Raw genomic sequence first — 26,458 nt, forward strand, 5'->3', positions numbered from 1 at the left:
GCGGCCCATCCGATTCGGATGGGCCGCAGTCGTATTCGAGGGTGCGTCAGTTGGCGCGCAGGGCGATGGTGAGGCCGTCCTTGGCGCATGCGGAAGGCGTGGCCGGATCGGGCTGGGCATTGCAGGACCAGCCGTCGATGGTGGCCGCGTCCGTATCGCTGATGGTGCGGGCGTAGGTGGTCGCCACATTGATCGCCTCGGTGCAGCCGACGCGCCCGGCGGGCGTGGCGACGGCGATCACCGTGCGGGTGCCGCCGCCCGCGTCGGTGACGGTGCCGCAATTGACGTCGTCGAGTTTCGCGGGCGTCGTGGTGGGCGGCGGCGTGGTCGGCGGCACGGGCGGGTTGGGGGCCGCCGCACCACGCAGGCCGATGAGGAAACCGTCCTTGAAGCAGATGTGCGGAATCACGGTGTCCGGCTGCGGTTCACAGGTCCAGCCGTCGACCTGGACCGCATCGCCGGTGCGGGTGGCGTTGACGTAATCGCTGGCGACGGTGATGGCCTCGGTGCAGCCGGGGCGGCCCGCCTGATTGGCGTACGCGATGACATTCGCGCTCGCGTCATTGGCTCCGGTTATCGGACCGCAATCGGCATCGGAGAGGGTTTGCGTGGTGGGCACCGGCGGCCGGGTCGGATTGGGCGGCAAGGTCGGCGGCGGTACCGGCTTACCGCCGATCGTGGTGGTCGCACCGGCCGTCGTGGTGGTCGGCTTGGCAGTCGAAGTGCCGCTGCTCTTGGCCGAATCCGAGGAATGCCCGCACGCGGTGAGGGCGATCAGCGCGGGCGCGACCACGATGAGCGCGCAGCGGGTGAGTCTCATACCGGTGATCTCCTGTCCTCGATCACCGGATGGCGATCGGTTGCGGAGAGTGTGGCAGGCAAACATTCAGCGATTGCGCTTTTGCCGGGAATGTCCGGCAACCAAGCGAATTCGGGCCGCCCCGCGGATCCCGCGCCCGGACTCATACCGTCGGCAGCGGCCCGATCCGCACCGTCGTGGTGGTGATACCGCCGACCACGAACCACAGCCGCAGCACCGGATGCCCGGTCCGATCGCCGGGCTCATAGCGGCTGCGCACGGTCACATGCTGGCGGGCCAGCACCGGCGCGATGTATTCGATGACCGCGCGATGCGGTCCCGCCACCAGTTTCGGATAATCCACCAGGTACTGCTCCACGGCCTGCCAATACGCGGCATTGTTCACGTGGTTGTACTGGTCGATATCGGTGGCGCGCACCGGATAGGTCAGATCGGTATCCGATTCCGGCGGCGTGTGATCGACGAGCCAGGGCCGCCAGCGCAATCGATGTTCACTGGTGGTGCGGGCGAGTTCGGCCAGGCCCTCATCGCTGATGCGAGTCGGCATATTGGTGAACTCGTTGATATTGATCCAGAAGCCCTCGGTCTCGATGAGACCGCCGTTCTCGCTGGTGATGCGCACCCGCATATTCGTCCACCGCGTCGACATGGCCGAACACCAGCGGGTCAATTCCACCCGGTCCGGCCAGTGGATGGGTTTGACCACATCCACCACGGTGCGCCGTACGATCCAGGCCGGATCGGTGCGATGGAAGAACCCGGAATGCATTTCCTCCCAGGCGATATCTTGCAAATAGCGGGCGATGGCATCGAACCGTAACCGCTGATAGGGGTCCACGTCGCCAGCCCGGACGGGCCACGCCGAAGCGAAGCCCATGCCCTCCTGGGGAAGCGGGGCTAGTGGCTGATCGTGTGACACTGGTGCTCCTCGCGCTGCACGGTGTGCCGCGTTTCGTGCGGTGCTTGCTGTGACATGACTTTACGGGGCGTGCGTCACACACTCGCGTCGAGTCGTCCGATACTCCTATCAGCCGGGACCGACGTGCGCCCGGGAATGACAGCCGGGGGCCCGGCCCGTAGCCTTTTCCCGTTGAGGACAGCACCATGGGAGGGCACACGGGTGGCCGCAACGAACAGGGCCGGAACGCGATTCGGGCAATATGAATTGCGGCGACTATTGGGCGTCGGCGGTATGGGTGAGGTGTACGAGGCCCACGACACCGTTCGCGATCGCACGGTCGCGTTGAAACTGCTCGATACCCAGTTGGCCAAATCACCCACCTATGTGGAACGTTTCCGCCGCGAATCCCGCACCGCCGCCCGCCTGCAGGAACCGCATGTCATTCCGGTGCACGACTGGGGCGAGGTGGACGGCGTGCTGTTCATCGATATGCGCCTGGTGCGCGGACAGGATCTGCACGACCATCTCACCGCGCACGGACCGCTGCGGCCGCAGCAGGCCGTCGAGGTGATCGAACAGGTCGCCGCCGCCCTGGACGCCGCACACGAGAGCGGTCTGGTGCACCGCGATATCAAACCCGCGAACATTCTGCTCACCGGCGAACTATTCGCGTACCTGGTGGATTTCGGTATCGCGCACGCGGAATCGGATGTGCAGCTCACCAGTGCCAACAGCGCGATCGGCTCCTTCGCGTATATGGCCCCCGAACGTTTCGAACACCACACCACGGTCTCCGCGAGCACCGATATCTACGCGCTCGCCTGTGTGCTGTACCAAAGCCTCACCGGGCGGCCGCCTTTCCTGCGGGACAGCAATCTGGCCACCGTGCACGCGCATATGCTCACCCCGCCGCCGCGCCCCAGCGCCCGGCCGGGGGTGCCGCCGAGTTTCGACCGGGTGGTCGCCACCGGTATGGCGAAAGACGCGGCCGACCGGTACGCCACGGCCGGAGACCTGGCCCGTGCGGCGCGCGCCGCACTCTCCGAATTCGCGCCGGTCCGCCCCGGCGACGAGCAGCCCCTGCCCGAAACCCGGCCGCAAATCACCACGCCACCGGAATCCGCTGTCCCCCAGGCGCTTCCGCATGGACGCCCGCAGCCGGGCCCGCAGCGTCCCGTGCCGGGACCCGGGCAGCGGCGTGCCGACCCGGTGGAGCGACCGCCCGTACCGGCAGCGGTTCAGCCGCCGCGCCCCGGCGTGCCGCGCGCGCATCCATCCGTGCCGTCACAGGTCCAGCCGCACCCGGCGATGCCGCGTGAGCACCCGTCCGCCCCGTTGCCCTCCTCGCCGCGCGAGCGTGGCTCGCGGCCGATTCTCATCGGAGCGCTGCTGGTGGGGGTGCTGGTGACCGGTGGTGTGCTCGCCTGGCTGCTGGTGCACGGTAGCGGCGGCGGGGGCGGGACCACCGCGACCGGCACCACCGGGCCCGTCACCCGCACCCTCGCGCCCTTCAGTGGAACCGTATCCGCCACGGACGCACAGGGTTTCACCGATGGGCCGCGCTGCAATGCCTACGATCCGGCGTACGCCATCGGCCGCACCGCCGCGTCCCGGGTGCTCATCTGCCGGACCAGCGCGGGTCGCTACTACTACAAGGGTTTCCGGATCAGCGACAGCGCGGTCAAGGAGATCGACGATCCGACGCCGGACGGGTCCGGCGGGTTCACCGCGGTCAACACCGCCGACAACACCCGGTATCACCTGTCCGCGACCGCGCTGTCCATCGACAAGGACGGCACTCAACTCGCGAACGAGCAGATGATCGAATACGCGCATCGCTGAACCCGGTTCCTTCAGGGTCATGACACCGGGGCTCGCGCGCCGTAGCCTTTTCCTGGGGCTGGAAACAGACAGGGGAGGCTGCGCCCGTGGCCGCAGGAGACAGGGCCGGAGCTCGGTTCGGACAATACGAATTGCGACGCCTACTCGGCGTCGGGGGGATGGGCGAGGTCTACGAGGCCTACGACACCGTCCGCGATCGCACGGTCGCCCTCAAACTGCTGGATGTGGAACTGGCGAAATCGCCCACCTACGTGGAGCGCTTCCGCCGCGAATCCCATACCGCCGCCCGCCTGCAGGAACCGCATGTCATCCCGGTGCACGACTGGGGTGAGGTGGACGGTGTCCTGTTCATCGATATGCGCCTGGTGCGCGGCCGCGATCTCAAGGCCCACCTGTCCGAGGAGGGGCCGATGCCGCCGCAGTCCGCGGTCACCGTGGTGGAGCAGATCGCCGCCGCACTGGACGCCGCGCATCAGATCGGCCTGGTGCACCGCGATATCAAACCCGCGAATATTCTGCTCACCGGCGAATTGTTCGCGTACCTGGTGGATTTCGGTATCGCGCACGCGGAATCGGATGTGCAGCTGACGAGTATGGGCAGCGCCATCGGATCGTTCGCGTATATGGCCCCCGAACGGTTCGAGCAGAGCGCCGCGGTGTCGGCGAGCGCGGATATCTACGCCCTCGGCTGCGTGCTGTACGAAAGCCTCACCGGCGAAATACCTTTCAAGACCGACAGCAATCTGGCCACCATCCGCGCGCATATGATGACCCCGCCGCCGCGCCCCAGCGCCCGCCCCGGCATACCCGCCGGATTCGACCAGGTCATCGCGACCGCGATGGCGAAGAACCCGGCCCACCGCTACGCCACCGCCGGACAACTCGCCCGCGCCGCCCGCACCGCGGTCCTGCACGCCGAGAACCAGATCACCCGCACCTCCGCCCCGGCGACCGTCGTGGTCCCGCCCAACCCCTACCCGGGCTCCGCGCATCCGTCCCGGCCGAACCGCACCTCCGATCAGCGATCCGGCCCCCTCGGCTTCGCCGATCCGGGTGGTTATCCCGGCCAGGACTCTGGTTCGCGGGGTTTCACCGATTCGGGTTCCGGACCGGTCGGCTACGGTCAGGGGCCGCTGGGCTTCGCCGGTCAAGGTGGCACGCTCGGATATGGCGGGCATCCGTCCGGTCCGGTCGACTATCAGGCGTCGCAGCCGACGCGGTACGGCGTGCCGACCGGGCTGCCACGCGAACATCCTTCGGCCCCTTTGCCTTTGCCGCCCCGGGCGCGCAGCAGCATGCCGGTGGTGGTCGGTGCGCTGGTCGGCATGGTGCTGGTGCTCGGCGGGGTGCTGGGCTGGTTGCTGTTGTCCGGCAAGGACAATGGCGGCACCACTGCGGGCGGAGGCGGGACGTCGATCGCGCCGCCCACCATGCTCGCCGCGACCAATGCGGGTACCGCCACCTCCGGGGCGATATCGCGGCCCACCACCCCGGTCACCACGCCGAGCCCCGCGCTGTCGCCGTTCATCGGAGCGGTATCCGGTACGGACGCACAGGGTTTCGCGGGCAGCCCGCGCTGCAATGCCGATAACCCGGCCTACGCCATCGGCCGCACCGCCGCCTCCCGGGTGCTGGTGTGCCGCACCGGCGTCGGCCGCTACTACTACAAGGGCTATCGCATCAGCGACGGCGCGGGCATCGAACTCGACGATCCGGTCCCCGACGGCAGCGGCGGCTTCACAGCGACCAATCCCGGCGACGGCACGCAATATCGCCTCACCGCGGCCACCCTGACCATCGTGAAGGGCGGGAATGTGCTGGCGAACGAGACGATGATCGAATACTCGCATCGCTGAGCGCAGCAATCTCCGGCACGCCGACGGTGACACGCCGCAGGTCCATGGGTTACGTTCGGCGGAGTATCCAAAGGTGGATTGATCGGAGTGTTGGCATGCGCGCAGCCGTGGTGAGCAAGCTGGAAGGCCCGGAGAGCATCCAGGTGCTCGATATGCCCGAGCCCGCCGCCTATCCCGGCGGCGTGGTCATCGAGGTGCACGCCGCCGGCATCGCCTTCCCGGACGTGCTCATGACGCGCGGCCAGTACCAGATGAAGCCGCAACTGCCGTACATCGTCGGCTGCGAGGTCGCGGGCATCGTGCGCGAAGCTCCCGAGGGCTCGCACGTGGCGGCCGGTGACCGCGTGGTCGCGCTGACCCTGCTCGGCAACGCCGCCGCCGAACTCGCCGTCACACCCGCCGAAATGGTGTTCACACTGCCCGACAACGTCTCCCTGGAGGCCGGTGCGGGCGTGCTGTTCAACGATCTGACCGTGCACTTCTGCCTCACCAAGCGCGGCCGCCTGGCCCCCGGCGAAACCGTGCTGGTGCACGGCGCGGCCGGTGGAATCGGCACCTCCACGCTGCGCATGGCCAAGGCGCTCGGCGCGGGCCGGGTGATCGCGGTGGTCAGCACCGAGGAGAAGGCCGAGGTCGCGCGCGCCAACGGAGCTACCGATGTGGTGCTCACCGACGGCTGGCTGGCCGCGGTCAAGGAACTCACCGGCGGGCGCGGTGTGGACATCGTGCTCGATCCCGTCGGCGGCGACCGTTTCACCGACAGCATTCGCTCGCTGGCCTCGGCGGGCCGGGTGCTGGTGGTCGGTTTCACCGCGGGCGATATCCCCACCGTGAAGGTGAATCGCCTGCTGCTCAAGAACGTCGAGGTGATCGGCGCGGCCTGGGGCGAATGGGTGATGTCGCATCCCGGCTACCTGCAGGAGCAGTGGGCCGAGGTCGCGCCGCTGCTCGCCAACGGCGATATCGCGCCGCCCGAACCGGTGCTGTACAGCCTCGCGCACACCGCCGAGGCGGTCTCCGCGCTCGACAAGCGCACCGCCACCGGCAAAGTCGTCGTCACCCTGCGCTGAGCACCCGCGGACCACCGGACTCCCGTAGCGTGCGTGAATTGTGAAGCTCACCAACCGGGTTCTGAATCGCACACTGCTGGCGCGCCAGCACCTGCTGGAGCGCTCCACGCTCACCGCGCCGCAGCTGTGCGACCACCTGATCGGCTTGCAGGCGCAGGACATGCTGCCGCCGTTCATCGCATTATGGAGTCGCACGGTCGATTTCGATCCCGCGGTGGTATCGGCGGCACTGGACGACCGGTCACTGGTGCGAATCACGTTGATGCGCGGCACCATTCACCTCGTCACACCGCCGGACGCGTTGCGCATCGCGCCGCATATCCAGCCCGAGCTCGAAAAGGTGCCGTTCCGTAAGGGATTCAACTACGGAGCCATGGTCGGCCTCGACCCGGACGAGGTGCGCGCGCACGGCGAGAAGGTGCTCGGCGACGAACCCATGAGCGCCGCCGATATGCGCGCCCAGGCCGCGGCGCTGTACCCGGACCGCGATCCCGGTGCCGTGCTGCAAACCTGGCTGTACCAGCTCCCCGTCCTGCAAACCCCGCCGCGCGGCCGCTGGAAGGACAGCAGCCGCCCGGTCTGGTCGCGCGTGGAACCCTGGCTGGGCGCACCCCTGGACCCCGGCTATCCGGTCGAGGAGCTGCTGCTCCGCTATCTGCGCGCGTTCGGCCCCGCGACCACCATGGACATGCAGACCTGGTCCCGGCTCACCGGCCTGAAGACCGCCGTCGCGAAACTCGGCGACCGCGTCCGCACCTACACCGACGACCGCGGCCGCACCCTCTACGATGCCGCCGACGCCGAACTCGCCGACCCGGACCTGCCCGCCCCCGTCCGCCTGCTCGGCTGGTACGACAACGCGCTGCTCTCACACCAGGACCGCACCCGCATCATCCCCGACGGCGCGGCACCGCCATTGCGCGCCTTCGCCTCCCAGGTCTCCGCCATCCTGGTCGACGGCCACCTCTCCGCCCTCTACAAAACCTTCCCCACCGGCGACACCGCCCGCCTCCGCATCAGCCCCACCCGCACCCTGACCCGCCCCGAACGCGCCGACATCGAAGCCGAAGCCCACGCCTTGCTGTCCTTCGTCGAACCCGACCGCACCCCGGTCGTCGAAATCCTCGCCCCTGGCGCAGATCTCAAACCCTGACCGCACCACCCCCGTCATACCGGCGCGCGGGCTCGGTTGGATGCAATTCAGGTTTCGTGGGTGGCATGCAGGCTTAACCGGCATGCAATACATGCTCGATAGGCTCGATTCACGGCGTTCATGGCTGAAACGGACGCATGTGCACCGCTCCGACCGGGCGGGCGAACCAGCCGCATTTCCCGGAGGAATGCCGCATGGTGCCCAGCGCAGCCCTGTCCACCGTCATCTCTGATGTCACCGTCTATGCCGCGACCGAGTCCGGCCCGCAATGGGTTTCGGGGCGGGACGTGGTCGTCGAGGACGGTCTGATCACCGCTATCGGTCCGGCGGGTGCGTCCATCTCTCCCGGGGCCTTCGCGCCCGGGCCGGGTGGTTCGGTGCCGTGTCGCGTCGACGGGCGTGGCGGTCATCTGATTCCCGGGTTCGTGAATACGCACACCCATCTTCAGCAGTCCGTACTGCGCGGGGCGGGGGAGGGGTTACCGCTGCTCGAATGGTTGCACTGCGTGGGCGAATTCACGGTGGCGGCCACACCGGAGCAGACGTATATCGCGGCGCTCGCGGGTGGTCTGGAACTGCTGCGCAGCGGGGTGACGACCGTGGTCGAGCATATGTGGCCGAATTCGTCGGAGCAGGTGCACACGGCCGCGCTGCGGGCACTGGATGAGCTCGGTATCCGGGTGGTCTTCGGCCGCGGCCTCGCGGATCGCGCGGACCCGACGCGCAAGTGGGGGATGGATCCCCGCCTGGTGCAACCGCTTTCGGAGGTGTTCGCGCACATCGACGAGCTGGACAAGGAGCTGGCGGGGTCGCGCATCAGCACCGCGCTGGCCGTGCCGAATCCGCGCTGCCTCACCCCGGAAGGCATGGCCGCCGTGCGCGATTACGCCGGCCGCACCGGCAAAACCCTCTCCATCCACCTGCTGGAAACCAGCACTGACGAGGATATGTGCCGACTGCATGCAGCCTGTTCGGCGGTCGAGTACCTGGACGCGGGCGGCCTGCTCGGCCCGCGCACCCTCGCCGTGCACTGCTGCAAGCTCGATGAGCGCGGTCGCGCGGTATTCGCCGAACGCGGAGTCGCGGTGTCCTACAACCCGCTGAGCAATATGCGGCTCGGCAGCGGTGTCGCCCCGATATCCGAAATGCTCTCCGCCGGAATAGATGTCGGCCTGGGCGTGGACGGCGCGGCCTCCAATGACACCCAGGACATGCTGCTGGCGCTGCGCATGGGCGCGTACCTGCAGCGCGCCGCGCATCAGCGCGCCGATCTGCTCGGTTTCCACGACATGATGCGCCTGGCCACCCGGGGTGCGGCCCGCGCACTGGGTTCTCCCGCAACGCATTCCGGCGTAGCCGTAGGCGACCGCGCGGACCTCACCCTGCTGCGCTTCGACCGCGATTTCGCCTGCCTGCCGGTCCGCGACCCCGGCGCGACGCTGCTCACCACCGGCTCACCCCGCGTGGTCGACACGGTGTGGGTGGACGGTGAGCCGGTGATCCGCGACGGTCGCAGCACCCGGGTGGACGAACGGGAGCTCGTACGGATGCTCAGTCACATGCAATGACAGTTAATCAACTGGAAACAGTCGCACGATTGCATGTAATTCAACTCGATAAGACTGTTCAGATGCACACGGTGCACGCAATGCCCGGCAGTGCGAGGTACTCGATCCGAGAGAGAAGGTGAGCGCGGTGGTCCTGCACGACACGGTGCCCAGCCCGGCCGCAACCCGTCCGCGTACCCCGGCGGCGAATACCCCGGACTCCCCGGAGATCTCGTTCGCGGGCATCGGTAAACGCTTCGCGGACAAAGGTTCCGGTGCGGTCGTCGCACTGACCGATATCGACCTGGAAGTCCGGCGCGGCGAATTCGTCGCCGTCGTAGGCCCTTCCGGATGCGGTAAGTCCACGCTGCTGCGACTGGCCGCGGGCCTGGAACCCCCGACCTCGGGAACCGTTGCGGTGCAAACCGATTCGGTCGGCTTCATCTTCCAGGAAGCCACCCTGCTGCCCTGGCGCAAAGTACTGCGCAATGTCGAACTCAGCGCCGAACTGCGCGGTATCGACCGCACGGCCCGGCGCGAGCGCGCCACTCGCGCCCTCGCCGCCGTCGGACTCGCCGATTTCGCGGGCAAACTCCCCGGTCAGCTCTCCGGCGGTATGCGCATGCGCGTCTCACTGGCCCGCGCGCTCACCCTGGAACCCGAACTCATGCTGCTCGACGAACCGTTCGGCGCACTCGACGAGATCACCCGCCTGGGCATGCAGGAGGAATTGCTGCGCCTGTACCGCGACAACGCCTTCACCGCCCTGTTCATCACCCATTCGGTCTCCGAGGCGGTCTTCCTGGCCAGCCGGGTGGTGGTCATGTCGGCCCGTCCCGGCCGCATCCACCAGATCCTCGATATCGATCTGCCGTATCCGCGCGACCGCGAGCTGCGCTTCGAGCCCGCCTTCACCGAACTGGTGGCCCGGGTCTCGCATTCCCTGAAAGAGGCTTCGTGATGGTAGGACTGGCCGTCTCCGCCCCGATGCGCTCGGCTCCCGCCTGGCGTATCCCATATCACCTGCTGCGCAAAACCGTTGTGCCGCTGGTCTGTACCGGTTTGGCGCTGGCCGCCTGGTACACCGTCTCGCTGGTGCTGCTGGCCCCCGAACGCCGATTCCTGCTGCCGCCGCCGCATCAGGTGTTCCGCGAATCCCTCTCGGATCCGGCGAAACTGGAGGTGATGCTGCGCGCCCTCGCGGTGACCGCGCGGGTGGCGGTCACCGGCCTGTTCTTCGCGGCCCTGATCGGCATCGCCGTCGGCGTGCTGATGAGTCAGGCGAAAGCGGTCGAACGCGTGGTGTATCCGTACGCGGTTGTGCTGCAAGCCATCCCGGTGCTCGCCGTGGTCCCGCTGATCGGCCTCTGGTTCGGTTACGGCCTGACCGCCCGCACCATGGTCTGCGTACTGATCGCGGTGCACCCGATCATCGCCATGACACTCTTCGGCATTCAATCCGTCGACGGCAATCTGCGCGAACTCTTCACCCTCGGGCGCGCGAATCGACTGCGCCGCTTGATATCCCTGGAACTCCCCGCCGCCCTGCCATCCATCATGACCAGCCTGCGCACCGCCGCCGGACTCGCCGTCACCGGCGCGGTCATCGGCGACATGTTCTTCGCCAAGGGCAAACCCGGTATCGGCACCCTGCTCGACACCTATCGCGCCCGGCTGCAATCGGAGGATCTGCTCGCCGCGCTGCTGCTGGCCGCACTCTTCGGTGTCGCGGTATTCGCCCTGTTCACCGCCATCCAGCGGCTGACCGTCGGCCGCTGGCACGCCTCCGGGCGCTGAATCGCCCTCGCCCCCTTCCTCTCCTCTATCAACAGCCTGTGGAGAACTCATGCACAACTCCCTGCGCCGACTCGGCACCACCGCCCTCGCCGCCGCCGTAATCATCACCGCCGCAGCCTGTTCCAGCTCCGACGAGGACTCGGCGGCGGTACAACTCCCCGCCGCGCCCGCCGAACAACAACTCGCCGGTGCCTGCCCCGCCACCGTGGTGGTGCAGTTGCAGTGGGAACCCGAAACCGATTCCGGCCCCATCTTCGGCCTGCTCGGACCGGGCTACCGCGTCGATTCCGATAACAACAAGGTGGTCGGACCGCTGGTCGTCGACGGTAAGGACACCGGCGTCAAACTGGAGATCCGCGCCGGCGGACCGGCCATCGGCTTCCAGACCGTGCCCTCGCAGATGTACGTGGACTCCTCGATCACCCTGGGCCTGAGCCATTCCGAGCACGCCATCGCCGCCGCGGACAAACAACCCATCGTCGCGGTCACCACCCTGCTGCGCGGCAGCCCGCAGATGCTGATGTGGGATCCCAAAACCCATCCGGACTGGCACGGCATCGCCGATATGGGCAAAGCCGGTGTGCCCGTGGTGGTTTCCCAGGGTCAGCTGTATCCCGACTGGCTGGTCTCGCGCGGCCTGCTGCGCGCCGACCAGATCGACAACTCCTTCGACAACGGCCCCTCCCGCTTCGTCGCCGATCCCCGCATCGCCCAGCAGGGCTTCGCCAACTCCGAACCGTACGTGTACGAGCACGAGGTGCAGGCGTGGAACAAGCCGATCGCCTACCAACTGCTGCGCGATACCGGCTATGAGGGCTACGCCCGCACGGTCAACGTCCGCAAGGACAAACTGAACGAGCTGCGCCCCTGCCTGCAGAAGCTGGTGCCCATGATCCAAAGGGCCACAGCGCAATTCCGCGCCGACCCGTCGCACGTGAACGATCTCGTCGTCGACGTGGTCGCCAAGAGCGCCAACTTCACCCCGTACAGCGCGGGCCAGGCCGCCTTCGGCTCCAAGGCCCTGATCGACAACGGCCTCATCGGCAATGACACCGACGGTGTGCTCGGCAGCTTCGACGAGGCCCGGGTACAGCGCCTCATCGACCAATTCGCCCCCATCCTGCGCAAGGGCGGCTCCACCGTCCCCGCCGGACTCACCGCCCGCGATCTGGTCGACAAAGAGTTCCTCGACACCACCGTCACCGCGAGCTGACCGAAACCCGCTACCGGACAAGGAATCCCATGAGCAACGACACCGCAGAAATCGCCCGCGAGAAGCAGATGGGCGGACTCGGCGCGGAAGCTGCCCGGGCGATCGCCGTCATCGACCTCATCGATTTCGAGGACCGCCGCGCCGAGATCACCGAACAACTGTGGACCGCCGCCACCGAGATCGGCTTCTTCCAGCTCTCCGGCCACGGCATCCCGCAGGAACAGATCGACGCCGTATTCGCGCTCACCGCGGGCTTTTTCGAACTGCCCGAACCGGTGAAAGCCCAGTATCCACTGGTCAAAGCCGATAACGCCGGATGGGAGAGCCTGAGCCAGGTGCGGCCCTCCATCGGTGTCCCCGATCAGAAGGAGTCGTACCAGATCACCCGGCCGCATATGACCGGACGCTGGCCCAGCGAAGCCGAACTGGCCGGATTCAGCGCCGCCATACTGGATTTCGAGAACCGGTGCTGGCAAGTCGCCATGCGGGTGCTGTCCTGCTTCGCCGACCGGCTCGGCCTGCCCCGCGAACACTTCACCGCCGCACACGATCCCGGCTCCGAGCACTACCAATCCACGCTGCGGCTGCTGCACTACTTCGCCGTGCCGCCCGAGCTGCGCGATGTCCCCGGCCGCTGGCGGGCCGGCGCGCACACCGACTTCGACTGCCTCACACTGCTTTTCCAGCGCGATGGGCAAGGCGGTCTGCAGGTCTGCCCCGGCAAGGAGATGGACGCGCAGCAGTGGACCTCCATCACCCCGTCCTCGGCGCTCATCACCTGCAATATCGGTGACATGCTCACCCGCTGGAGCGATGACCTGCTGCCCTCGAACTTCCACCGCGTGCGCAGTCCCGGCGCGGACGAATACCAGGGCGAGCGCTACAGCATCGCCTACTTCGCCCAGGCCGACCGCGACGCCATAATCCAAGGCCCGCAGGGCGTCTACCCGCCCGTCACCGCCGCCGACTTCCTCGCCGAGCGGGTGCGCGCCAACTACCGGCCGCAAGGGTAATTTCGTACCGAATCAGGAAAGGACGGCCATGACCGAACCGGACAGCGAGCTACTCGGCCCCTCGGTACACCGGCAACTCCGCCAGCTCGTCCTGTCCGGTGAACTGGAACCGGGCGCGCCGCTGAGCGTGCTCGCCCTGTCCACCCGCCTCGGGGTGAGCCGCAGCCCGGTGCGCGAAGCCGTTCAGCAACTCATCTACGAGGGTCTGGCCGTGAACGTCCCGCACGCGGGCGCTCGGGTCGCGGTCGTCGACGACGGCCAGATCCGCGATGTCCTCGAGGTGCGCGCGGTGCTGGACGGCCTCGCGGCGGCGGGCGCGGCCACCCGCGTCACCGAATTCGATCTCGGCAAACTCAGCACCATGCTCACCGGGCAGGAGGCCAACCTCCGCGATAACGCCGACCCCGCCCGCGACGCCACCCTCGACCTGGAATTCCACACCTTCATCCGCGACCGCTCCGGAAACCGCACGCTCGCCGACGAACTCGCCCGCCTCGAAGCCCAGGCCCACCTCTACCGCGGCGACCTGTGGACACACCCCCGCAACCGCCGCACGGCCCTGCGCGAACACCGCCGCATCCTCGAAGCCCTCGAATCCGGCGACCCCCGCGAAGCCCGCACCGCCGCCGAAGCCCACGTCTGCGGCCTGATAACCCGCATGACCCGGCTCTGAGCGTCCCCCCGTCATCCCGGCATGCTCTTGGCCGGGATCCACACCTCGCTAGTGCGAATTGCGGTACGCCGGAGCCTTACTCGATCCGGACGGGGCCAGCGTGCGCAACAGCGGCAGCGTGCGCTGGGTGACCACCGTCGACAACACGATCACACTGTGCGACCGCGAAATGGACGTGCTGCGATCGATGCTCAGCAGCACGCTCTGCAATCCGGCATGCGAATCCGCGCCGATCCGGCACAGCACATCGCTGGACCCGGTGGTGGCGTACGCCTCCAGCACACCGGGGATGGCCTCCAGATCCGCCGCCACCGCCTCCAGCGCGCCCTGCGCGATCTCCAGCGTCACGAACGCCTGTACATCGAAACCCGCTGCGGTGACATCGATCTGGGGATCATAGGAGGCGATCACACCCGCCTCCTCCATGCGCGCTATGCGTGATTGCACCGTCGCGCGCGCGACCCGGGTGCGCCGGGACAGCTCGAGAATCCCAGCCTTCTGGTACTCGTGCATGGCGGTCAGAATGGCCAGGTCCAATTCGTCCAGCTTGGCCGGAGTGCGTGCCATGGCGGGACCTCCGCTTCAGGGGTGTCGAGGTATTCAAATTGTCCAGCACGAGGCCCGAGATGGTGGCGTAATCCGCCAGGGTGTCTACTCGAACTCGCCGATATTGCTCAGCTGACCCCCGTGACGATTTGCTGGACACATGAGCATCGAGGTTGCTGCACAGCGGCTCGCCGAGACAGAGTCCGATGATCTCCGCCAACTGGTCGGGCTGATCGATCACGACGCGGCCGCCGACCCCTTCCCCGTCATCGGCTGGGACGCGCTGGTCTGGACGGTCGGCAACGCCACCCAGACCGCGCACTTCCTGGAATCCGCCTTCGGCATGCGCCTGGAGGCCTACTCCGGCCCCGAAACCGGAAACCGCGACCACAAGGCCTTCGTATTACGAAGCGGCGGAGCACGTTTCGTGGTGCGCGGCGCGGTAGACCCGGACAGCCCGCTCATCGCCCACCACGACCGGCACGGCGACGGCGTCACCGATATCGCTCTCGAGGTCCCCGACGTGGACCGCTGCATCGCCCGGGCCCGCGAACAGGGCGCGACCGTCCTGATCGAACCGCACGACGACACCGACGAATTCGGCACCGTCCGCTCCGCCGCCATCGCCACCTACGGTGACACCCGGCACACCCTCATCGACCGCTCCCGCTACGACGGCCCCTATCTCCCCGGCTTCATCGCGCGCCGTTCGAATTTCGAGCCCCGCCCGGGGGCACCGAAGCGCGTCTTCCAGGCCATCGACCACGTGGTCGGCAATGTGGAACTCGGGCAGATGGACGAATGGGTCGAGTTCTACCGCCGCGTCATGGGATTCGAGAACATGGCCGAATTCGTCGGCGACGATATCGCCACCGAATACTCCGCGCTCATGAGCAAGGTGGTCGCCAATGGCAATCACCGCGTCAAATTCCCGCTCAACGAACCGGCCGTGAGCCGCAAGCGTTCCCAGATCGACGAATACCTGGAGTTCTATCGCGGCCCCGGCGTCCAGCACATCGCGCTCGCCACCGGTGACATCCTCACCGCCGTCGACACCCTGCGCCGCGAGGGCGTCGAATTCCTGGACACCCCCGACACCTATTACGAAGACGCCGAACTCCGTTCGCGCATCGGCCACGTCCGCGCCCCCGTCGCGGAACTGCAGAGCCGCGGCATCCTGGTCGACCGCGACGAGGACGGCTATCTCCTGCAGATCTTCTGCAAGCCCATCACCGACCGCCCCACCGTCTTCTTCGAACTCATCGAACGGCACGGTTCCCTCGGCTTCGGCAAGGGCAATTTCAAGGCCCTCTTCCAAGCCATCGAACGCGAGCAGGAGGCCCGCGGAAACCTGTGAGGTTCGCGACCGGAAAGCCCTGAGCTGCATGGCGACCGCGTGGCGAGCCGCTCCGCCGAGCGGCTCGCGCCGAACCCAGTAGAGTTCACGCCATGCGGATGACGTCGGCGATCGTCACGGGGCTGAGCCTCGCGTTGCTGCTGTCGGCGTGTGGGGGAAGCGGCGATTCGGACACTCCCAGCGGACCTTTGCGACCACCCCCGAAGGTGGCCACGCTGGGTCCGTTCGTGGGCGAATGCGGCCACCTCACCGACGACGAAGTACGCGATATCGGCGGTTTGGGCACCGTGTCCTCGGTCTTCAAGAACGCGGTCGGCTGCAATTGGCAGGCCGCCGGAATGACCTCGGCGAGCGTCACCTTCGCCTCCTACCGCGGCAGCCCCATCGATCGCGAGAAGGCGTGGGTGGCCAGCGTCGGCCGCAATCCGCAGACCATCGACGTCGGCGGTAAGAAGGGCTTCCAGGCCCTGGACCCGCGCGGCAGCGTCTGCGATCTGGCGGTCCAGCTCGATGACGACTTCTTCGAATGGTCCATGTCCTACGGCGTCTTCGGTGCGGGCAATCTGGGCAATCCGTGCGACCGCACCCACAAGATGGCCGAACTGACCGTGCAGCGGCTCGGATGAGGGGGAGTACGGGCATGCGGCGAACCCGGGGCGCGGCGCTGCTCGCGGTGCTGGCCCTGACCACCGTGGTCGCCGGTTGCGGCAACACCGTGCCCGGCACCGCGCTCCCCGCGGGCGGGACCACGAGCACCGGCGGCGGCAAGATCAACACCAATTTCGACAAGCTGCTGCGCGAATGCGAGGTCGTCTCCAATGACGACATCGCAAAGACCGTCGGCGAGGGCACCTATGCCAACCCGTCCTTCAACGGCGCGGTCTGCATGTGGGATCTGTCCGGCGGCACGGCGGGCAGCGGCATGGTGACCCTCAGCTGGTATGAGGAGGGTTCGCTCGCGAACGAGAAGTCCAATAACGACCGGCTCGGATATGTGACCAATGACATAACCGTGCAGGGCCGTCGCTCACTGGAGACCCATCGCCCCAATGACCCGGATTCCTGCGGTGTCAGCGCGCCCGCGGCCGACACCGGGATCGTCGGCTGGTGGGTGAACTATCGGGCCGGTTCCAGTCACGGCGATCCGTGCGAAGCGGCCCGCAAGCTGGTGGAGTTGACCCTCAATCTCGCGCGATAGCCCCTTTACCAGCCCCGGTGCGGGGACCCCTTTTTGCCCCCTTGAAAGCGTGCGGGTATCGTGGACCGCTGTGCCCGGAAGCATTCGGGCAGGTTTGTGCGCAGTACGTAGGCCAGCGAGAGCGGCTGACCGTTCCAGCGTGCCCGGATTCCGGGAAACGCGCTGCGCATGACACGCCCGACCTCGTGGCAAGGAAATGCCGTGGGAACTGGGCGGAAAGCTCGAATGACCAAGACATGAAGTTCCAGACACCTGGTTACTAATAAGGAAAGCCGGTCTATGCCAACCATCAACCAGCTGGTCCGCAAGGGTCGTCGCGACAAGGTCTCCAAGACCAAGACCGCGGCCCTGAAGGGGAGCCCGCAGCGTCGTGGCGTGTGCACCCGCGTGTACACCACGACCCCGAAGAAGCCGAACTCCGCGCTGCGTAAGGTCGCGCGTGTTCGCCTGACCAGCGCGGTCGAGGTCACGGCGTACATCCCCGGCGAAGGCCACAACCTGCAGGAGCACTCGATGGTGCTCGTTCGCGGCGGTCGTGTGAAGGACCTCCCGGGTGTGCGCTACAAGATCATCCGCGGTTCGCTCGACACCCAGGGTGTGAAGAACCGCAAGCAGGCTCGCAGCCGTTACGGCGCCAAGAAGGAGAAGAGCTGATATGCCACGCAAGGGCCCCGCACCCAAGCGTCCGCTGATCAACGACCCGGTCTACGGGTCCCCGCTGGTCACTCAGCTGGTCAACAAGATCCTGCTGGACGGCAAGAAGTCCACCGCCGAGCGCATCGTCTACGGCGCCCTCGAGCAGGCGCGCGAGAAGACCGGCACCGATCCGGTCGTCACCCTCAAGCGCGCGCTGGACAACGTCAAGCCCGCCCTCGAGGTGAAGCCCCGCCGCGTCGGTGGCGCCACCTACCAGGTGCCGATCGAGGTCCGTCCGGGCCGCGCGAACACCCTGGCGCTGCGCTGGCTGGTCAACTACTCGCGCGCACGTCGTGAGAAGACCATGGTCGAGCGTCTGGCCAACGAACTGCTGGATGCCAGCAATGGTCTGGGCGCTTCGGTGAAGCGTCGCGAGGACACCCACAAGATGGCCGAGTCCAACCGGGCGTTCGCGCACTACCGCTGGTGATTGGACGCCCGGCCCGTCCCCTTCCGGGGATGGGCCGGGAGTCGAGTCACAGTCCGGCGCCGCGGTCGAGTCACCTGTTCACAGGGCACTCACCTGCTGCGCCGGGCGTTGACACAGTGATGACCGCTGGAGAAGCCAGGGTCGTTCCCGAAGTTCCCAACTAGCTACGAGCGGGGAAGATTTCCGTGGCACAGGAAGTGCTCACAGACCTGAACAAGGTCCGCAACATCGGCATCATGGCCCACATCGATGCGGGTAAAACGACCACGACCGAACGCATCCTCTTCTACACCGGCATCACGTACAAGATCGGTGAAGTTCACGATGGCGCCGCCACCATGGACTGGATGGCGCAGGAGCAGGAACGCGGCATCACGATTACGTCGGCCGCGACGACCTGTTACTGGAACAACAACCAGATCAACATCATCGACACCCCCGGGCACGTCGACTTCACCGTCGAGGTGGAGCGTTCGCTCCGCGTCCTCGACGGCGCCGTCGCCGTCTTCGACGGTAAAGAGGGCGTCGAGCCGCAGTCCGAGCAGGTGTGGCGTCAGGCCGACAAGTACGACGTGCCGCGTATCTGCTTCGTCAACAAGATGGACAAGCTCGGTGCGGACTTCTACTTCACCGTGCAGACCATCAAGGACCGCCTGGGCGCGCGCCCGCTGGTGATCCAGCTCCCGATCGGCGCCGAGGATACCTTCGAGGGCATCGTCGACCTGGTCGAGAACAACGCCAAGGTGTGGCGCGGCGACACCAAGCTCGGTGAGGCCTACGAGGTCGTCGAGATCCCGGCCGACCTCAAGGAGCGCGCCGAGCAGTACCGCCAGGAGCTGCTCGAGACCGTCGCCGAGTCGGACGAGGCGCTGCTGGAGAAGTTCTTCGGTGGCGAAGAGCTCTCGATCGAAGAGGTCAAGGGCGCCATCCGCAAGATGACCGTGGCCTCCGAGCTGTACCCGGTGCTGTGTGGTTCGGCGTTCAAGAACAAGGGCGTTCAGCCCATGCTCGACGCCGTCGTCGACTACCTGCCGACCCCGCTGGACGTCGAGTCCGTGCAGGGCCACGTGCCGGGCAAGGAAGACGAAGTCCTCACCCGCAAGCCGTCCGTCGACGAGCCGTTCGCGGCGCTGGCGTTCAAGATCGCCACGCACCCGTTCTTCGGCAAGCTGACCTACGTGCGCGTGTACTCCGGCCGGGTCGACTCCGGTGCCCAGGTCATCAACGCGACCAAGGGCAAGAAGGAGCGTCTGGGCAAGCTGTTCCAGATGCACTCCAACAAGGAGAACCCGGTTCCCGAGGGCGTCGCCGGCCACATCTACGCGGTCATCGGCCTCAAGGACACCACCACCGGTGACACCCTGTGCGATCCGCAGAACCAGATCGTGCTGGAGTCCATGACCTTCCCGGACCCGGTTATCCAGGTCGCGATCGAGCCGAAGACCAAGGCCGATCAGGAGAAGCTCGGCGGCGCGATCCAGAAGTTCGCCGAAGAGGACCCCACCTTCAATGTGAAGCTGGATCAGGAGACCGGCCAGACCATCATCGGTGGTATGGGCGAGCTCCAGCTCGACATCTACGTGGACCGCATGAAGCGCGAGTTCAAGGTCGAGGCGAACATCGGTAAGCCGCAGGTCGCGTACCGCGAGACCATCACCAAGACGGTCGAGAAGCACGAGTACACCCACAAGAAGCAGACCGGTGGCTCGGGCCAGTTCGCCCGCGTGATCATCGCTCTGGCCCCGCTGGTCGATGCCGAGGACGGCGCGACCTACGAGTTCCAGAACAAGGTCACGGGTGGTCGCGTTCCGCGCGAGTACATCCCTTCGGTGGATGCCGGCATCCAGGACGCCATGCAGTACGGCGTGCTGGCGGGCTTCCCGCTGGTGAACGTGAGCGCGTCGCTGCTCGATGGCGCCTACCACGAGGTCGACTCCTCGGAAATGGCGTTCAAGATCGCCGGTTCCGCGGCCCTCAAGGAAGCGGCCCGCAAGGCCGGTCCGGTGATCCTCGAGCCGCTGATGGCGGTCGAGGTCATCACGCCCGAGGATTACATGGGCGAAGTGATCGGCGACCTGAACTCTCGCCGTGGCCAGATCCAGGCCATGGAGGAGCGCAGTGGTGCCCGTGTCGTCAAGGCGCTGGTTCCGCTTTCGGAGATGTTCGGCTACATCGGTGACCTGCGGTCCAAGACCCAGGGCCGGGCCAACTTCTCCATGGTGTTCAATTCGTACGCAGAGGTTCCGGCCAATGTGTCGAAGGAGATCATCGCCAAGGCGACCGGCGAATAGCCTCCGGTTTCCTGATCGACCCCCAGTTATTCAAACCTGCACTGCTGCAAAAAAAGCACGCACTAACTAGTCCAGGAGGACCACAGTGGCGAAGGCGAAGTTCGAGCGGACGAAGCCCCACGTCAACATCGGCACCATTGGTCACGTCGACCACGGCAAGACCACGCTGACCGCGGCGATCACCAAGGTGCTGGCTGACAAGTACCCGGACCTGAACGCGGCGTTCGCGTTCGACCAGATCGACAAGGCGCCGGAGGAGAAGGCTCGTGGTATCACGATCAACATCTCCCACGTCGAGTACCAGACCGAGAAGCGCCACTACGCCCACGTAGACGCCCCCGGCCACGCCGACTACATCAAGAACATGATCACCGGTGCCGCGCAGATGGACGGCGCGATCCTGGTCGTGGCCGCCACCGACGGCCCGATGCCGCAGACTCGCGAGCACGTGCTGCTCGCCCGTCAGGTCGGCGTGCCCTACATCCTGGTCGCGCTGAACAAGTCGGACATGGTCGACGACGAGGAAATCCTCGAGCTCGTCGAGATGGAGGTCCGCGAACTGCTGGCCGCTCAGGAGTTCGACGAGGATGCGCCGGTCGTGCGCGTCTCCGGTCTGAAGGCGCTCGAGGGCGACCCGAAGTGGGCCGAGTCCATCGTCGAGCTGATGAACGCCGTCGACGAGTCGATCCCGGACCCGGTCCGTGAGACCGACAAGCCCTTCCTGATGCCGATCGAGGACGTCTTCACGATCACCGGTCGTGGCACCGTCGTCACCGGTCGTATCGAGCGTGGCATCGTGAACGTGAACGAGGAAGTCGAGATCGTCGGCATCCGCGAGAAGACCACGAAGACCACCATCACCGGCATCGAGATGTTCCGCAAGCTGCTCGACAACGGCCAGGCGGGCGACAACGTCGGTCTGCTGGTTCGTGGCATCAAGCGTGAAGATGTCGAGCGCGGCCAGGTCGTCGTGAAGCCGGGCACCACCACTCCGCACACGGAGTTCGAGGGCCAGGCGTACATCCTGTCGAAGGACGAGGGCGGCCGCCACACCCCGTTCTTCAACAACTACCGCCCGCAGTTCTACTTCCGTACCACGGACGTGACCGGCGTCGTTACCCTCCCCGAGGGCACCGAGATGGTCATGCCCGGCGACAACACCGAGATGAGCGTCAAGCTGATCCAGCCGGTCGCCATGGACGAGGGCCTGCGTTTCGCGATCCGTGAGGGTGGCCGCACCGTCGGTGCCGGTCGCGTCACCAAGATCATCAAGTGATTTAGTTTCCTGAATCGCTGAGAAGGGCCGTTCCCCTTGGGGAGCGGCCCTTTTCGCTGTCTGAAAGACTTTCCCGGTGCGCTCTCCGCTGACTCTCGCCGCCGCTCAGATCCCCTGCGTTCCCATCGATATCGAGCAGAACGTGGCCGCGCACGCGGCCGTGCTGGCCGATGCCGCGGCGGCGGGCGCGCGGGTGGTGCTGTTCACCGAGCTGTCGCTGACCGGCTACGAGCTGGAATCGATCGCCACCCGGCTTCCGGAACTCGCTGTGCGCGAAGATGATTCGCGATTGCAGCCGCTGCGCGCGGCCTGCGCGCGGTATGGCGTGTACGCCATCGTCGGCGGAATACTCGCGGTCGAGAATGGATATACCCTGTCCGCCTTGGTATTCGATGATCGCGGCGAGCTGGCCGCCACCTACGCCAAGCGGCATCTACACGGCATAGAAGCCGAAATATTCACTCCCGGAACCGATTTCACGGTGCTGGAGGTCGACGGCCACCGTCTCGGCCTGGCCATCTGCGCGGATGTGAATTATCCCGAACACGCGGCGGGAGTGGTGGCCGCGGGTGCGGAGATCTATCTGGCGGGCGCGCTCTACCTGTCCGGCAAGGAAATCCGCCGGGATGGCCATATGAGTGCGCGAGCCGTCGAAAACAATTGCTGGACAGTTCTTTCCGCGTACACGGGTGAGTTCGAGGGTAATCGCACCACCGGTGGCAGCGGTATCTGGTCGCCGGACGGCATGCTGTTCGCCCGTGCGGATCCGGGCGCGGATCTGGTGGTCGCGACGCTGGGGGTTCAGTCCCCGGCGGGTTCGTCCCGGCCGTAGATGGGGTCGCCGTTATCGTCGACCCAGTCCGATATCGCCGTCCCCGAGATCATGCCGCCGGTGCCCGGCAGTATCGTCATCGGCCGGTTGTCGGCATAGGTTTCGGACATGCGAGCCGCCTCCGCCCGATTCTCGTCGGTGACCTCCGGCTCGGGGACGGCCGGGCGTTCTTCCTCTCGTCCTGCTGTGCTCATAGTGCAGACCTGCCCGAATCCGAGCAGGCCAAACGCCGATTCAGGCGGTGGGTACCGAACCGAGTCGTTGTGCGCCGAGCAGGCGGCCGGAGTCGAAGGCCGCCGCGGCGGCAGGCATGACGCCGGGGCGGTTGCTGGTGAGCACCCGGGTGACGGCGGTGCCCGCGGTGGGGCGGCCGAGCGCGTCCATACGCCGCAGGGTTTGGGCGGCAACGGCTTCGGCACTGTCGAAGACCCGGATGCCCGGCGGCAGCGCGGCCAGGATGGCGTCGATGACCAGGGGATAGTGCGTGCAGCCCAGCACGATGCCCTCGGTGTCGGCGGGGGTGCGTGCGGCGGCGCTGGTGATGGCCGCGGTGACGGCGGGCAGATCGCCGCGGTCGATGGCGTCGGCCAGTCCGTGGCAGGCGACCCCGGTGACCTCGGCCTCGCCCGCGAACCGGGCGATGAGGTCGGCCTGGTAGGCGCTGGCGGTGGTGGCGGCGGTCGCCCAGACGGCCACTTTCCGGCAGGCCGCGGCGGCGGGTTTGATGGCCGGGACGGTGCCGATGACCGGTACGCCGGGCCCGACTTCGGCGCGCAGCGGTTCCAGTGCGGTGACGCTGGCCGTATTGCAGGGCACCACAATGACTTCCGCGCCTTCGCGCAGGGAGGCGCGGGCGGTTTCGAGCACGCGGTCGATCACCCACGGCTCGGGTTTGGGTCCCCAGGGCGCGCCGTCGGGGTCCATTTGCAGCAGTAGATCGATATCGGGCCGCAGCTTGCGCAACCACGCCCCTGTGGGCAGCATCCCGAGTCCGGAATCGATGAGCGCGACGATCACACCTGCCACGGTAGTGAAGGGCTCCGGTCCCTCGCGAACCGCGGGTCCGGATTGCGGCTTTACCTGCGAGGTAATTGGGTTCGGCGCGGGGTGGTTCTAGCGTTCGAGGCGGTCGCCGTCGATTGGCGGCCGGTTCGAGCGAAGGAGTGCCTCATGTCCGCGTATGGGTTCGCGCATCTGCGGGTTCGGCGACCGCATCCGGAGATTCTGGAGTATCTGGAACGTATTCAGGACACCCTGGATCCGTTCGGCGGCCGGTTCGTCATTCACGGCGAGCCGGTGGAGGTGGTGGAGGGGGAGTGGCCGGGCAGCATGGTGCTGCTGGAGTTCCCGAGTATGGAACGGGCGCGGGCCTGGTACCGCTCGCCCGCGTATCAAGAGATCTTGCATTTGCGGTCGGATCACATCGACGGTGACCTTCTGTTGATCGAGGGCGTCGGCCCGGACTACGACCCGAGCGAGCGCGCCGCCAAGCTGCGCGCCCGCGCCTGATCGCGCCCGAGCTGTCGAATCGACCTCAGCCGACCGGGGTTTGGCGCGCGGCCGCGAGCTGCCCGCGCATCTTCATCACCTTGCCGGTCATGCCCGCGCCGACCACCGCGACCAGGGTGCCGTCTCGGAACAGATGGGCCAGGAATTTGCGGCCCTTGTCCTCCACGATCTGTACCTCGTCGGCGAGCGCGGGGGTGCCGAGCACCTGGATCTTGACGTCGTACTGATCGCTCCACACGTACGGAACCCGGACGGCGGCGGGCGGTTCGGCACCGAGCAGCGCGGCGGCCAGCAGCTGCGCCTGTTCGCCCGCATTGGTCCAGTGTTCGACGCGCCGGTTGCGCCCGGCTTCGTGCGCGCCGCGCCAGGCCGCCACATCGCCGACGGCCCAGACGCCGTCGACGCCGGTGTGCCCGTTCTCATCGGTGAGCACGCCGCCGCCCTCGGCGGGTGCGGCGAGCGGGATGCCGGAGTCGGCGAGCCATTCGGTGACGGGTACCGAGCCGACGCCGATGACGACGAGATCGGCGTCCACGACGCTGCCGTCGCCGAGTCGCACACCTGTCACGGCCGGTCGCGAATCATCCTGGCCCGCAGTGGATTCGGTGGTTATCAGCGCGTCGACACCGACGCCGCAGCGCACATCGACGCCCTCTTCGCGGTGCATGCGCGCCACCAGTTCACCGATCTCGGTGCCGAGCGCGGCAGCCAGGGGAGTGGCCTGCGGTTCCACCAGGGTCACGTCCACTCCGCGCGCCCGGAAGCTGGCGGTGAGTTCGCAGCCGATGAATCCCGCGCCCACGACGACCGCGTGCCGCGCGTCCGCCAGCTGTTCACGCAGTCCGGTGGCGTCGTCATGGGTGCGCAGTACGTGCACGCCGGCCGCGTCGGGGAAGCTGGGAATGCGCCGGGGCCGCAGTCCGGTGGCGATGACGAGCTGGTCGTAGCCGATGGTGTCGCCGTCGCCGAGCCGTACCCGCCGGGCGGTGGTGTCCACACCCGTGGCGGTGACTCCGAGGCGCAGGTCGATGCGGTTTTCGGTGAAGAATTCGGCGGGCCGCAGGGCGGTGTCGTCGATTTCGCCGCGGACGAACTGTTTGGACAGCGGGGGCCGGTCGTAGGGTGCGTGCGGTTCGTCGCCGAGCAGGGTCAGTTCCCCGTCGTAACCTGCGCGTCGCAACTCTTCGGCGGTTCGTAGTCCGGCCAGCCCGGCCCCGACAATTAGAACGTGTTCTACCGATTGCGACATGGTGCTCACCATATCGGTTCCGGAGGGGCCTTGACGCTGTGTCACGGGTCACATCCGATCAGGTGCTGAATCGTAGCCGGGAGTTTATTGATCGGGCGGTCAATCAGGACTAAACCGGAAAGTAGGACATATCCTCAGCCTTTAGGAGGCACCCCATGTTCACCGAGAGCCGCTCCCACGCGGTGACCGTTATCCTCGGCGCCGTCGCCGCCCTGTCGCCCCTGTGGGTCGGCCACAACGACAAGGCCCTGTGGTCCCTGGTCGTGCTGGGCGTGCTGATCGCCCTCACCGGTCTGGGCCTGATCGGCGATCTGCTCGGCGGTATCGCCGACTACGCGCTGCTGGTCCTGGGCGCACTGCTGTTCATCTCCCCCTGGGTGATGAGCTTCGATTCCTACAGCGGGGCCTCGTGGACCGCGTGGGTCGTCGGCGCGCTGAGCGTCGTGATGGCACTGTCGGCCATGCCCGCGGTGACGGGCCGTCTGCATCTGGGCGCCAGCCACTGATGCAGATGCGTCGACCGGGAGCGGGGCGCCGCCGGACCAGGAAGCTGGACGGCGACGCCCGTCAGCTCATTCTCGATGCCGCCGAAAAGCTTTTCGCGGCACAGGGATTTGATGCGACCCCGACCGCCGCGATCGCCGCGGCGGCCGGGGTTCCCAAGGGTTTGGTCTTCTATTACTTTCCGGCCAAGGACGCCATTCTGTCGGCGTTGATGGCCGAGCGGGTCCCGGCGCAGCCGATCGATGACATCGAATCATTGGTCGCCCCGGGCGATCCGGTGAAGAGCCTGGTGAATCTGGATGCGGCGCTGAATCTTCGGGATACCCGCTCCGGGGTGTTGCGGGTGATCATGTGGCGGGAGGCGGATACGCACCCGGACGTCCGGAAACAGTTGCGCCGCATGCGCGATCAGATGCTCGATATCACCGCGCGGGTATTGCAGGCGAGTGCGCCCGATCCGGTGCAGCCCACTACCCTGCGGGCGTGTGCGGCGGCCTTCGTCTCGGCCATGTTCGCGATCGCGAGCACTGATCGACTACATGCGCTGGACGGTCTGCCGCTGCCGACCTCGGACGAGATATTCACTGTCGCGCAGGTGGTCGCGGCCGGTATGGCGCAGCTCGGTTAACTCATTTGCTGGTGTGTCGCTGAAGCATCTGAAACGTTTCGCTGTGACACTCGATGT

General features: G+C 67.0%; 27 protein-coding genes. 21 read left to right on the top strand and 6 right to left on the bottom strand.

The genetic code is table 11. The features are described 5' to 3' along the window. Positions 1-46: 46 nt before the first annotated feature. Entirely contained in the window at positions 47-820 is a 774-nt protein-coding gene (locus ACFC4D_RS24570; protein WP_376066815.1) for a hypothetical protein, read from the bottom strand. 142 nt (positions 821-962) lie between these two features. Beyond that, on the bottom strand, positions 963-1,739 hold the full coding sequence (locus ACFC4D_RS24575) for an acyl-[acyl-carrier-protein] thioesterase (protein ID WP_375964474.1): 777 nt from the start codon (positions 1,737-1,739) through the stop codon (positions 963-965). 171 nt (positions 1,740-1,910) lie between these two features. Between ACFC4D_RS24575 and ACFC4D_RS24580 the strand changes: the two genes are divergently transcribed. From ACFC4D_RS24580 to ACFC4D_RS24625, 10 genes are all read left to right on the top strand, one after another. Further along, positions 1,911-3,563, top strand: a complete 1,653-nt coding sequence (locus tag ACFC4D_RS24580) for a protein kinase (RefSeq protein ID WP_376066818.1) — start codon at positions 1,911-1,913, stop codon at positions 3,561-3,563. A gap of 158 nt (positions 3,564-3,721) precedes the next feature. Then, the gene (locus ACFC4D_RS24585) at positions 3,722-5,419 is read left to right on the top strand and encodes a serine/threonine-protein kinase (RefSeq protein ID WP_376066821.1); all 1,698 of its coding nucleotides are present in this window, start codon (positions 3,722-3,724) and stop codon (positions 5,417-5,419) included. A gap of 95 nt (positions 5,420-5,514) precedes the next feature. Next, positions 5,515-6,489 carry an NADPH:quinone oxidoreductase family protein gene (locus ACFC4D_RS24590; protein ID WP_376066824.1) on the top strand — a complete coding sequence of 325 codons (975 nt, stop codon included), beginning with the start codon at positions 5,515-5,517 and terminating at the stop codon, positions 6,487-6,489. A gap of 40 nt (positions 6,490-6,529) precedes the next feature. Continuing rightward, entirely contained in the window at positions 6,530-7,642 is a 1,113-nt protein-coding gene (locus ACFC4D_RS24595; RefSeq protein WP_376066827.1) for a winged helix DNA-binding domain-containing protein, read from the top strand. A 194-nt stretch (positions 7,643-7,836) separates the two neighbouring features. Beyond that, positions 7,837-9,210, top strand: a complete 1,374-nt coding sequence (locus ACFC4D_RS24600) for an amidohydrolase family protein (RefSeq protein WP_376066829.1) — start codon at positions 7,837-7,839, stop codon at positions 9,208-9,210. A 208-nt stretch (positions 9,211-9,418) separates the two neighbouring features. After that, positions 9,419-10,150, top strand: a complete 732-nt coding sequence (locus ACFC4D_RS24605; protein WP_376066964.1) for an ABC transporter ATP-binding protein — start codon at positions 9,419-9,421, stop codon at positions 10,148-10,150. Positions 10,151-10,176: 26 nt separating this feature from the next. Continuing rightward, entirely contained in the window at positions 10,177-10,986 is an 810-nt protein-coding gene (locus tag ACFC4D_RS24610; protein WP_375966360.1) for an ABC transporter permease, read from the top strand. Between the two features lie 49 nt (positions 10,987-11,035). Beyond that, on the top strand, positions 11,036-12,199 hold the full coding sequence (locus ACFC4D_RS24615) for a nitrate ABC transporter substrate-binding protein (protein WP_364642705.1): 1,164 nt from the start codon (positions 11,036-11,038) through the stop codon (positions 12,197-12,199). Between the two features lie 29 nt (positions 12,200-12,228). Then, positions 12,229-13,212 carry an isopenicillin N synthase family dioxygenase gene (locus ACFC4D_RS24620; protein WP_376066832.1) on the top strand — a complete coding sequence of 328 codons (984 nt, stop codon included), beginning with the start codon at positions 12,229-12,231 and terminating at the stop codon, positions 13,210-13,212. 28 nt (positions 13,213-13,240) lie between these two features. Next, complete coding sequence (locus tag ACFC4D_RS24625; RefSeq protein WP_375964494.1) at positions 13,241-13,885, top strand: GntR family transcriptional regulator; 645 nt, start codon at positions 13,241-13,243, stop codon at positions 13,883-13,885. Between the two features lie 48 nt (positions 13,886-13,933). On the opposite strand, the gene ACFC4D_RS24630 is transcribed toward ACFC4D_RS24625, so the two are convergent. Continuing rightward, positions 13,934-14,452, bottom strand: coding sequence for an Lrp/AsnC ligand binding domain-containing protein (locus ACFC4D_RS24630; protein WP_364642696.1), 519 nt, complete (start codon positions 14,450-14,452; stop codon positions 13,934-13,936). 139 nt (positions 14,453-14,591) lie between these two features. Between ACFC4D_RS24630 and hppD the strand changes: the two genes are divergently transcribed. The 8 genes from hppD (at position 14,592) to ACFC4D_RS24670 (ending at position 22,511) form a co-directional block, all read left to right on the top strand. Further along, positions 14,592-15,788: a 4-hydroxyphenylpyruvate dioxygenase gene (gene hppD, locus ACFC4D_RS24635; RefSeq protein ID WP_376066835.1), complete on the top strand. Its 1,197-nt coding sequence runs from the start codon at positions 14,592-14,594 to the stop codon at positions 15,786-15,788. 92 nt (positions 15,789-15,880) lie between these two features. Continuing rightward, the gene (locus ACFC4D_RS24640; RefSeq protein WP_364642690.1) at positions 15,881-16,414 is read left to right on the top strand and encodes a DUF3558 domain-containing protein; all 534 of its coding nucleotides are present in this window, start codon (positions 15,881-15,883) and stop codon (positions 16,412-16,414) included. Positions 16,415-16,428: 14 nt separating this feature from the next. Beyond that, on the top strand, positions 16,429-16,986 hold the full coding sequence (locus ACFC4D_RS24645) for a DUF3558 domain-containing protein (protein ID WP_376066838.1): 558 nt from the start codon (positions 16,429-16,431) through the stop codon (positions 16,984-16,986). 279 nt (positions 16,987-17,265) lie between these two features. Further along, on the top strand, positions 17,266-17,640 hold the full coding sequence (gene rpsL / locus ACFC4D_RS24650) for a 30S ribosomal protein S12 (RefSeq protein WP_019049359.1): 375 nt from the start codon (positions 17,266-17,268) through the stop codon (positions 17,638-17,640). Between the two features lies 1 nt (position 17,641). After that, on the top strand, positions 17,642-18,112 hold the full coding sequence (gene rpsG, locus ACFC4D_RS24655) for a 30S ribosomal protein S7 (protein WP_364642683.1): 471 nt from the start codon (positions 17,642-17,644) through the stop codon (positions 18,110-18,112). 185 nt (positions 18,113-18,297) lie between these two features. Further along, a complete protein-coding gene (gene fusA / locus ACFC4D_RS24660; RefSeq protein ID WP_364642680.1) occupies positions 18,298-20,403 on the top strand; it encodes an elongation factor G in 2,106 nt (701 codons plus the stop codon). A gap of 85 nt (positions 20,404-20,488) precedes the next feature. Next, a complete protein-coding gene (gene tuf, locus ACFC4D_RS24665) occupies positions 20,489-21,679 on the top strand; it encodes an elongation factor Tu (RefSeq protein ID WP_375964502.1) in 1,191 nt (396 codons plus the stop codon). A 76-nt stretch (positions 21,680-21,755) separates the two neighbouring features. Further along, positions 21,756-22,511, top strand: a complete 756-nt coding sequence (locus ACFC4D_RS24670; RefSeq protein WP_376066841.1) for a carbon-nitrogen hydrolase family protein — start codon at positions 21,756-21,758, stop codon at positions 22,509-22,511. Here ACFC4D_RS24670 and ACFC4D_RS24675 read toward each other — a convergent pair. Further along, positions 22,481-22,705, bottom strand: a complete 225-nt coding sequence (locus tag ACFC4D_RS24675; RefSeq protein WP_375964506.1) for a hypothetical protein — start codon at positions 22,703-22,705, stop codon at positions 22,481-22,483. The two genes, ACFC4D_RS24670 and ACFC4D_RS24675, sit on opposite strands and share 31 nt — an antisense overlap. A 40-nt stretch (positions 22,706-22,745) precedes the next feature. After that, a complete protein-coding gene (locus tag ACFC4D_RS24680; RefSeq protein ID WP_364642668.1) occupies positions 22,746-23,528 on the bottom strand; it encodes an aspartate/glutamate racemase family protein in 783 nt (260 codons plus the stop codon). A 153-nt stretch (positions 23,529-23,681) separates the two neighbouring features. Between ACFC4D_RS24680 and ACFC4D_RS24685 the strand changes: the two genes are divergently transcribed. Beyond that, positions 23,682-24,020: a DUF1330 domain-containing protein gene (locus ACFC4D_RS24685; protein WP_375964508.1), complete on the top strand. Its 339-nt coding sequence runs from the start codon at positions 23,682-23,684 to the stop codon at positions 24,018-24,020. Positions 24,021-24,045: 25 nt separating this feature from the next. Here the strand turns inward: ACFC4D_RS24685 and ACFC4D_RS24690 are convergent, their stop codons facing one another. After that, complete coding sequence (locus ACFC4D_RS24690; protein ID WP_376066843.1) at positions 24,046-25,269, bottom strand: NAD(P)/FAD-dependent oxidoreductase; 1,224 nt, start codon at positions 25,267-25,269, stop codon at positions 24,046-24,048. 155 nt (positions 25,270-25,424) lie between these two features. Here ACFC4D_RS24690 and ACFC4D_RS24695 point away from each other — a divergent pair, with 155 nt between their 5' ends. After that, the gene (locus ACFC4D_RS24695; RefSeq protein ID WP_375964512.1) at positions 25,425-25,775 is read left to right on the top strand and encodes an SPW repeat protein; all 351 of its coding nucleotides are present in this window, start codon (positions 25,425-25,427) and stop codon (positions 25,773-25,775) included. 5 nt (positions 25,776-25,780) lie between these two features. Further along, positions 25,781-26,401 (top strand): TetR/AcrR family transcriptional regulator, encoded by a 621-nt coding sequence (locus ACFC4D_RS24700; protein WP_375964515.1) that lies wholly within the window; start codon positions 25,781-25,783, stop codon positions 26,399-26,401. Positions 26,402-26,458 lie beyond the last annotated feature (57 nt).

Source organism: Nocardia sp. NPDC056000 (assembly GCF_042269265.1).
Taxonomy (GTDB): Bacteria; Actinomycetota; Actinomycetes; order Mycobacteriales; family Mycobacteriaceae; genus Nocardia.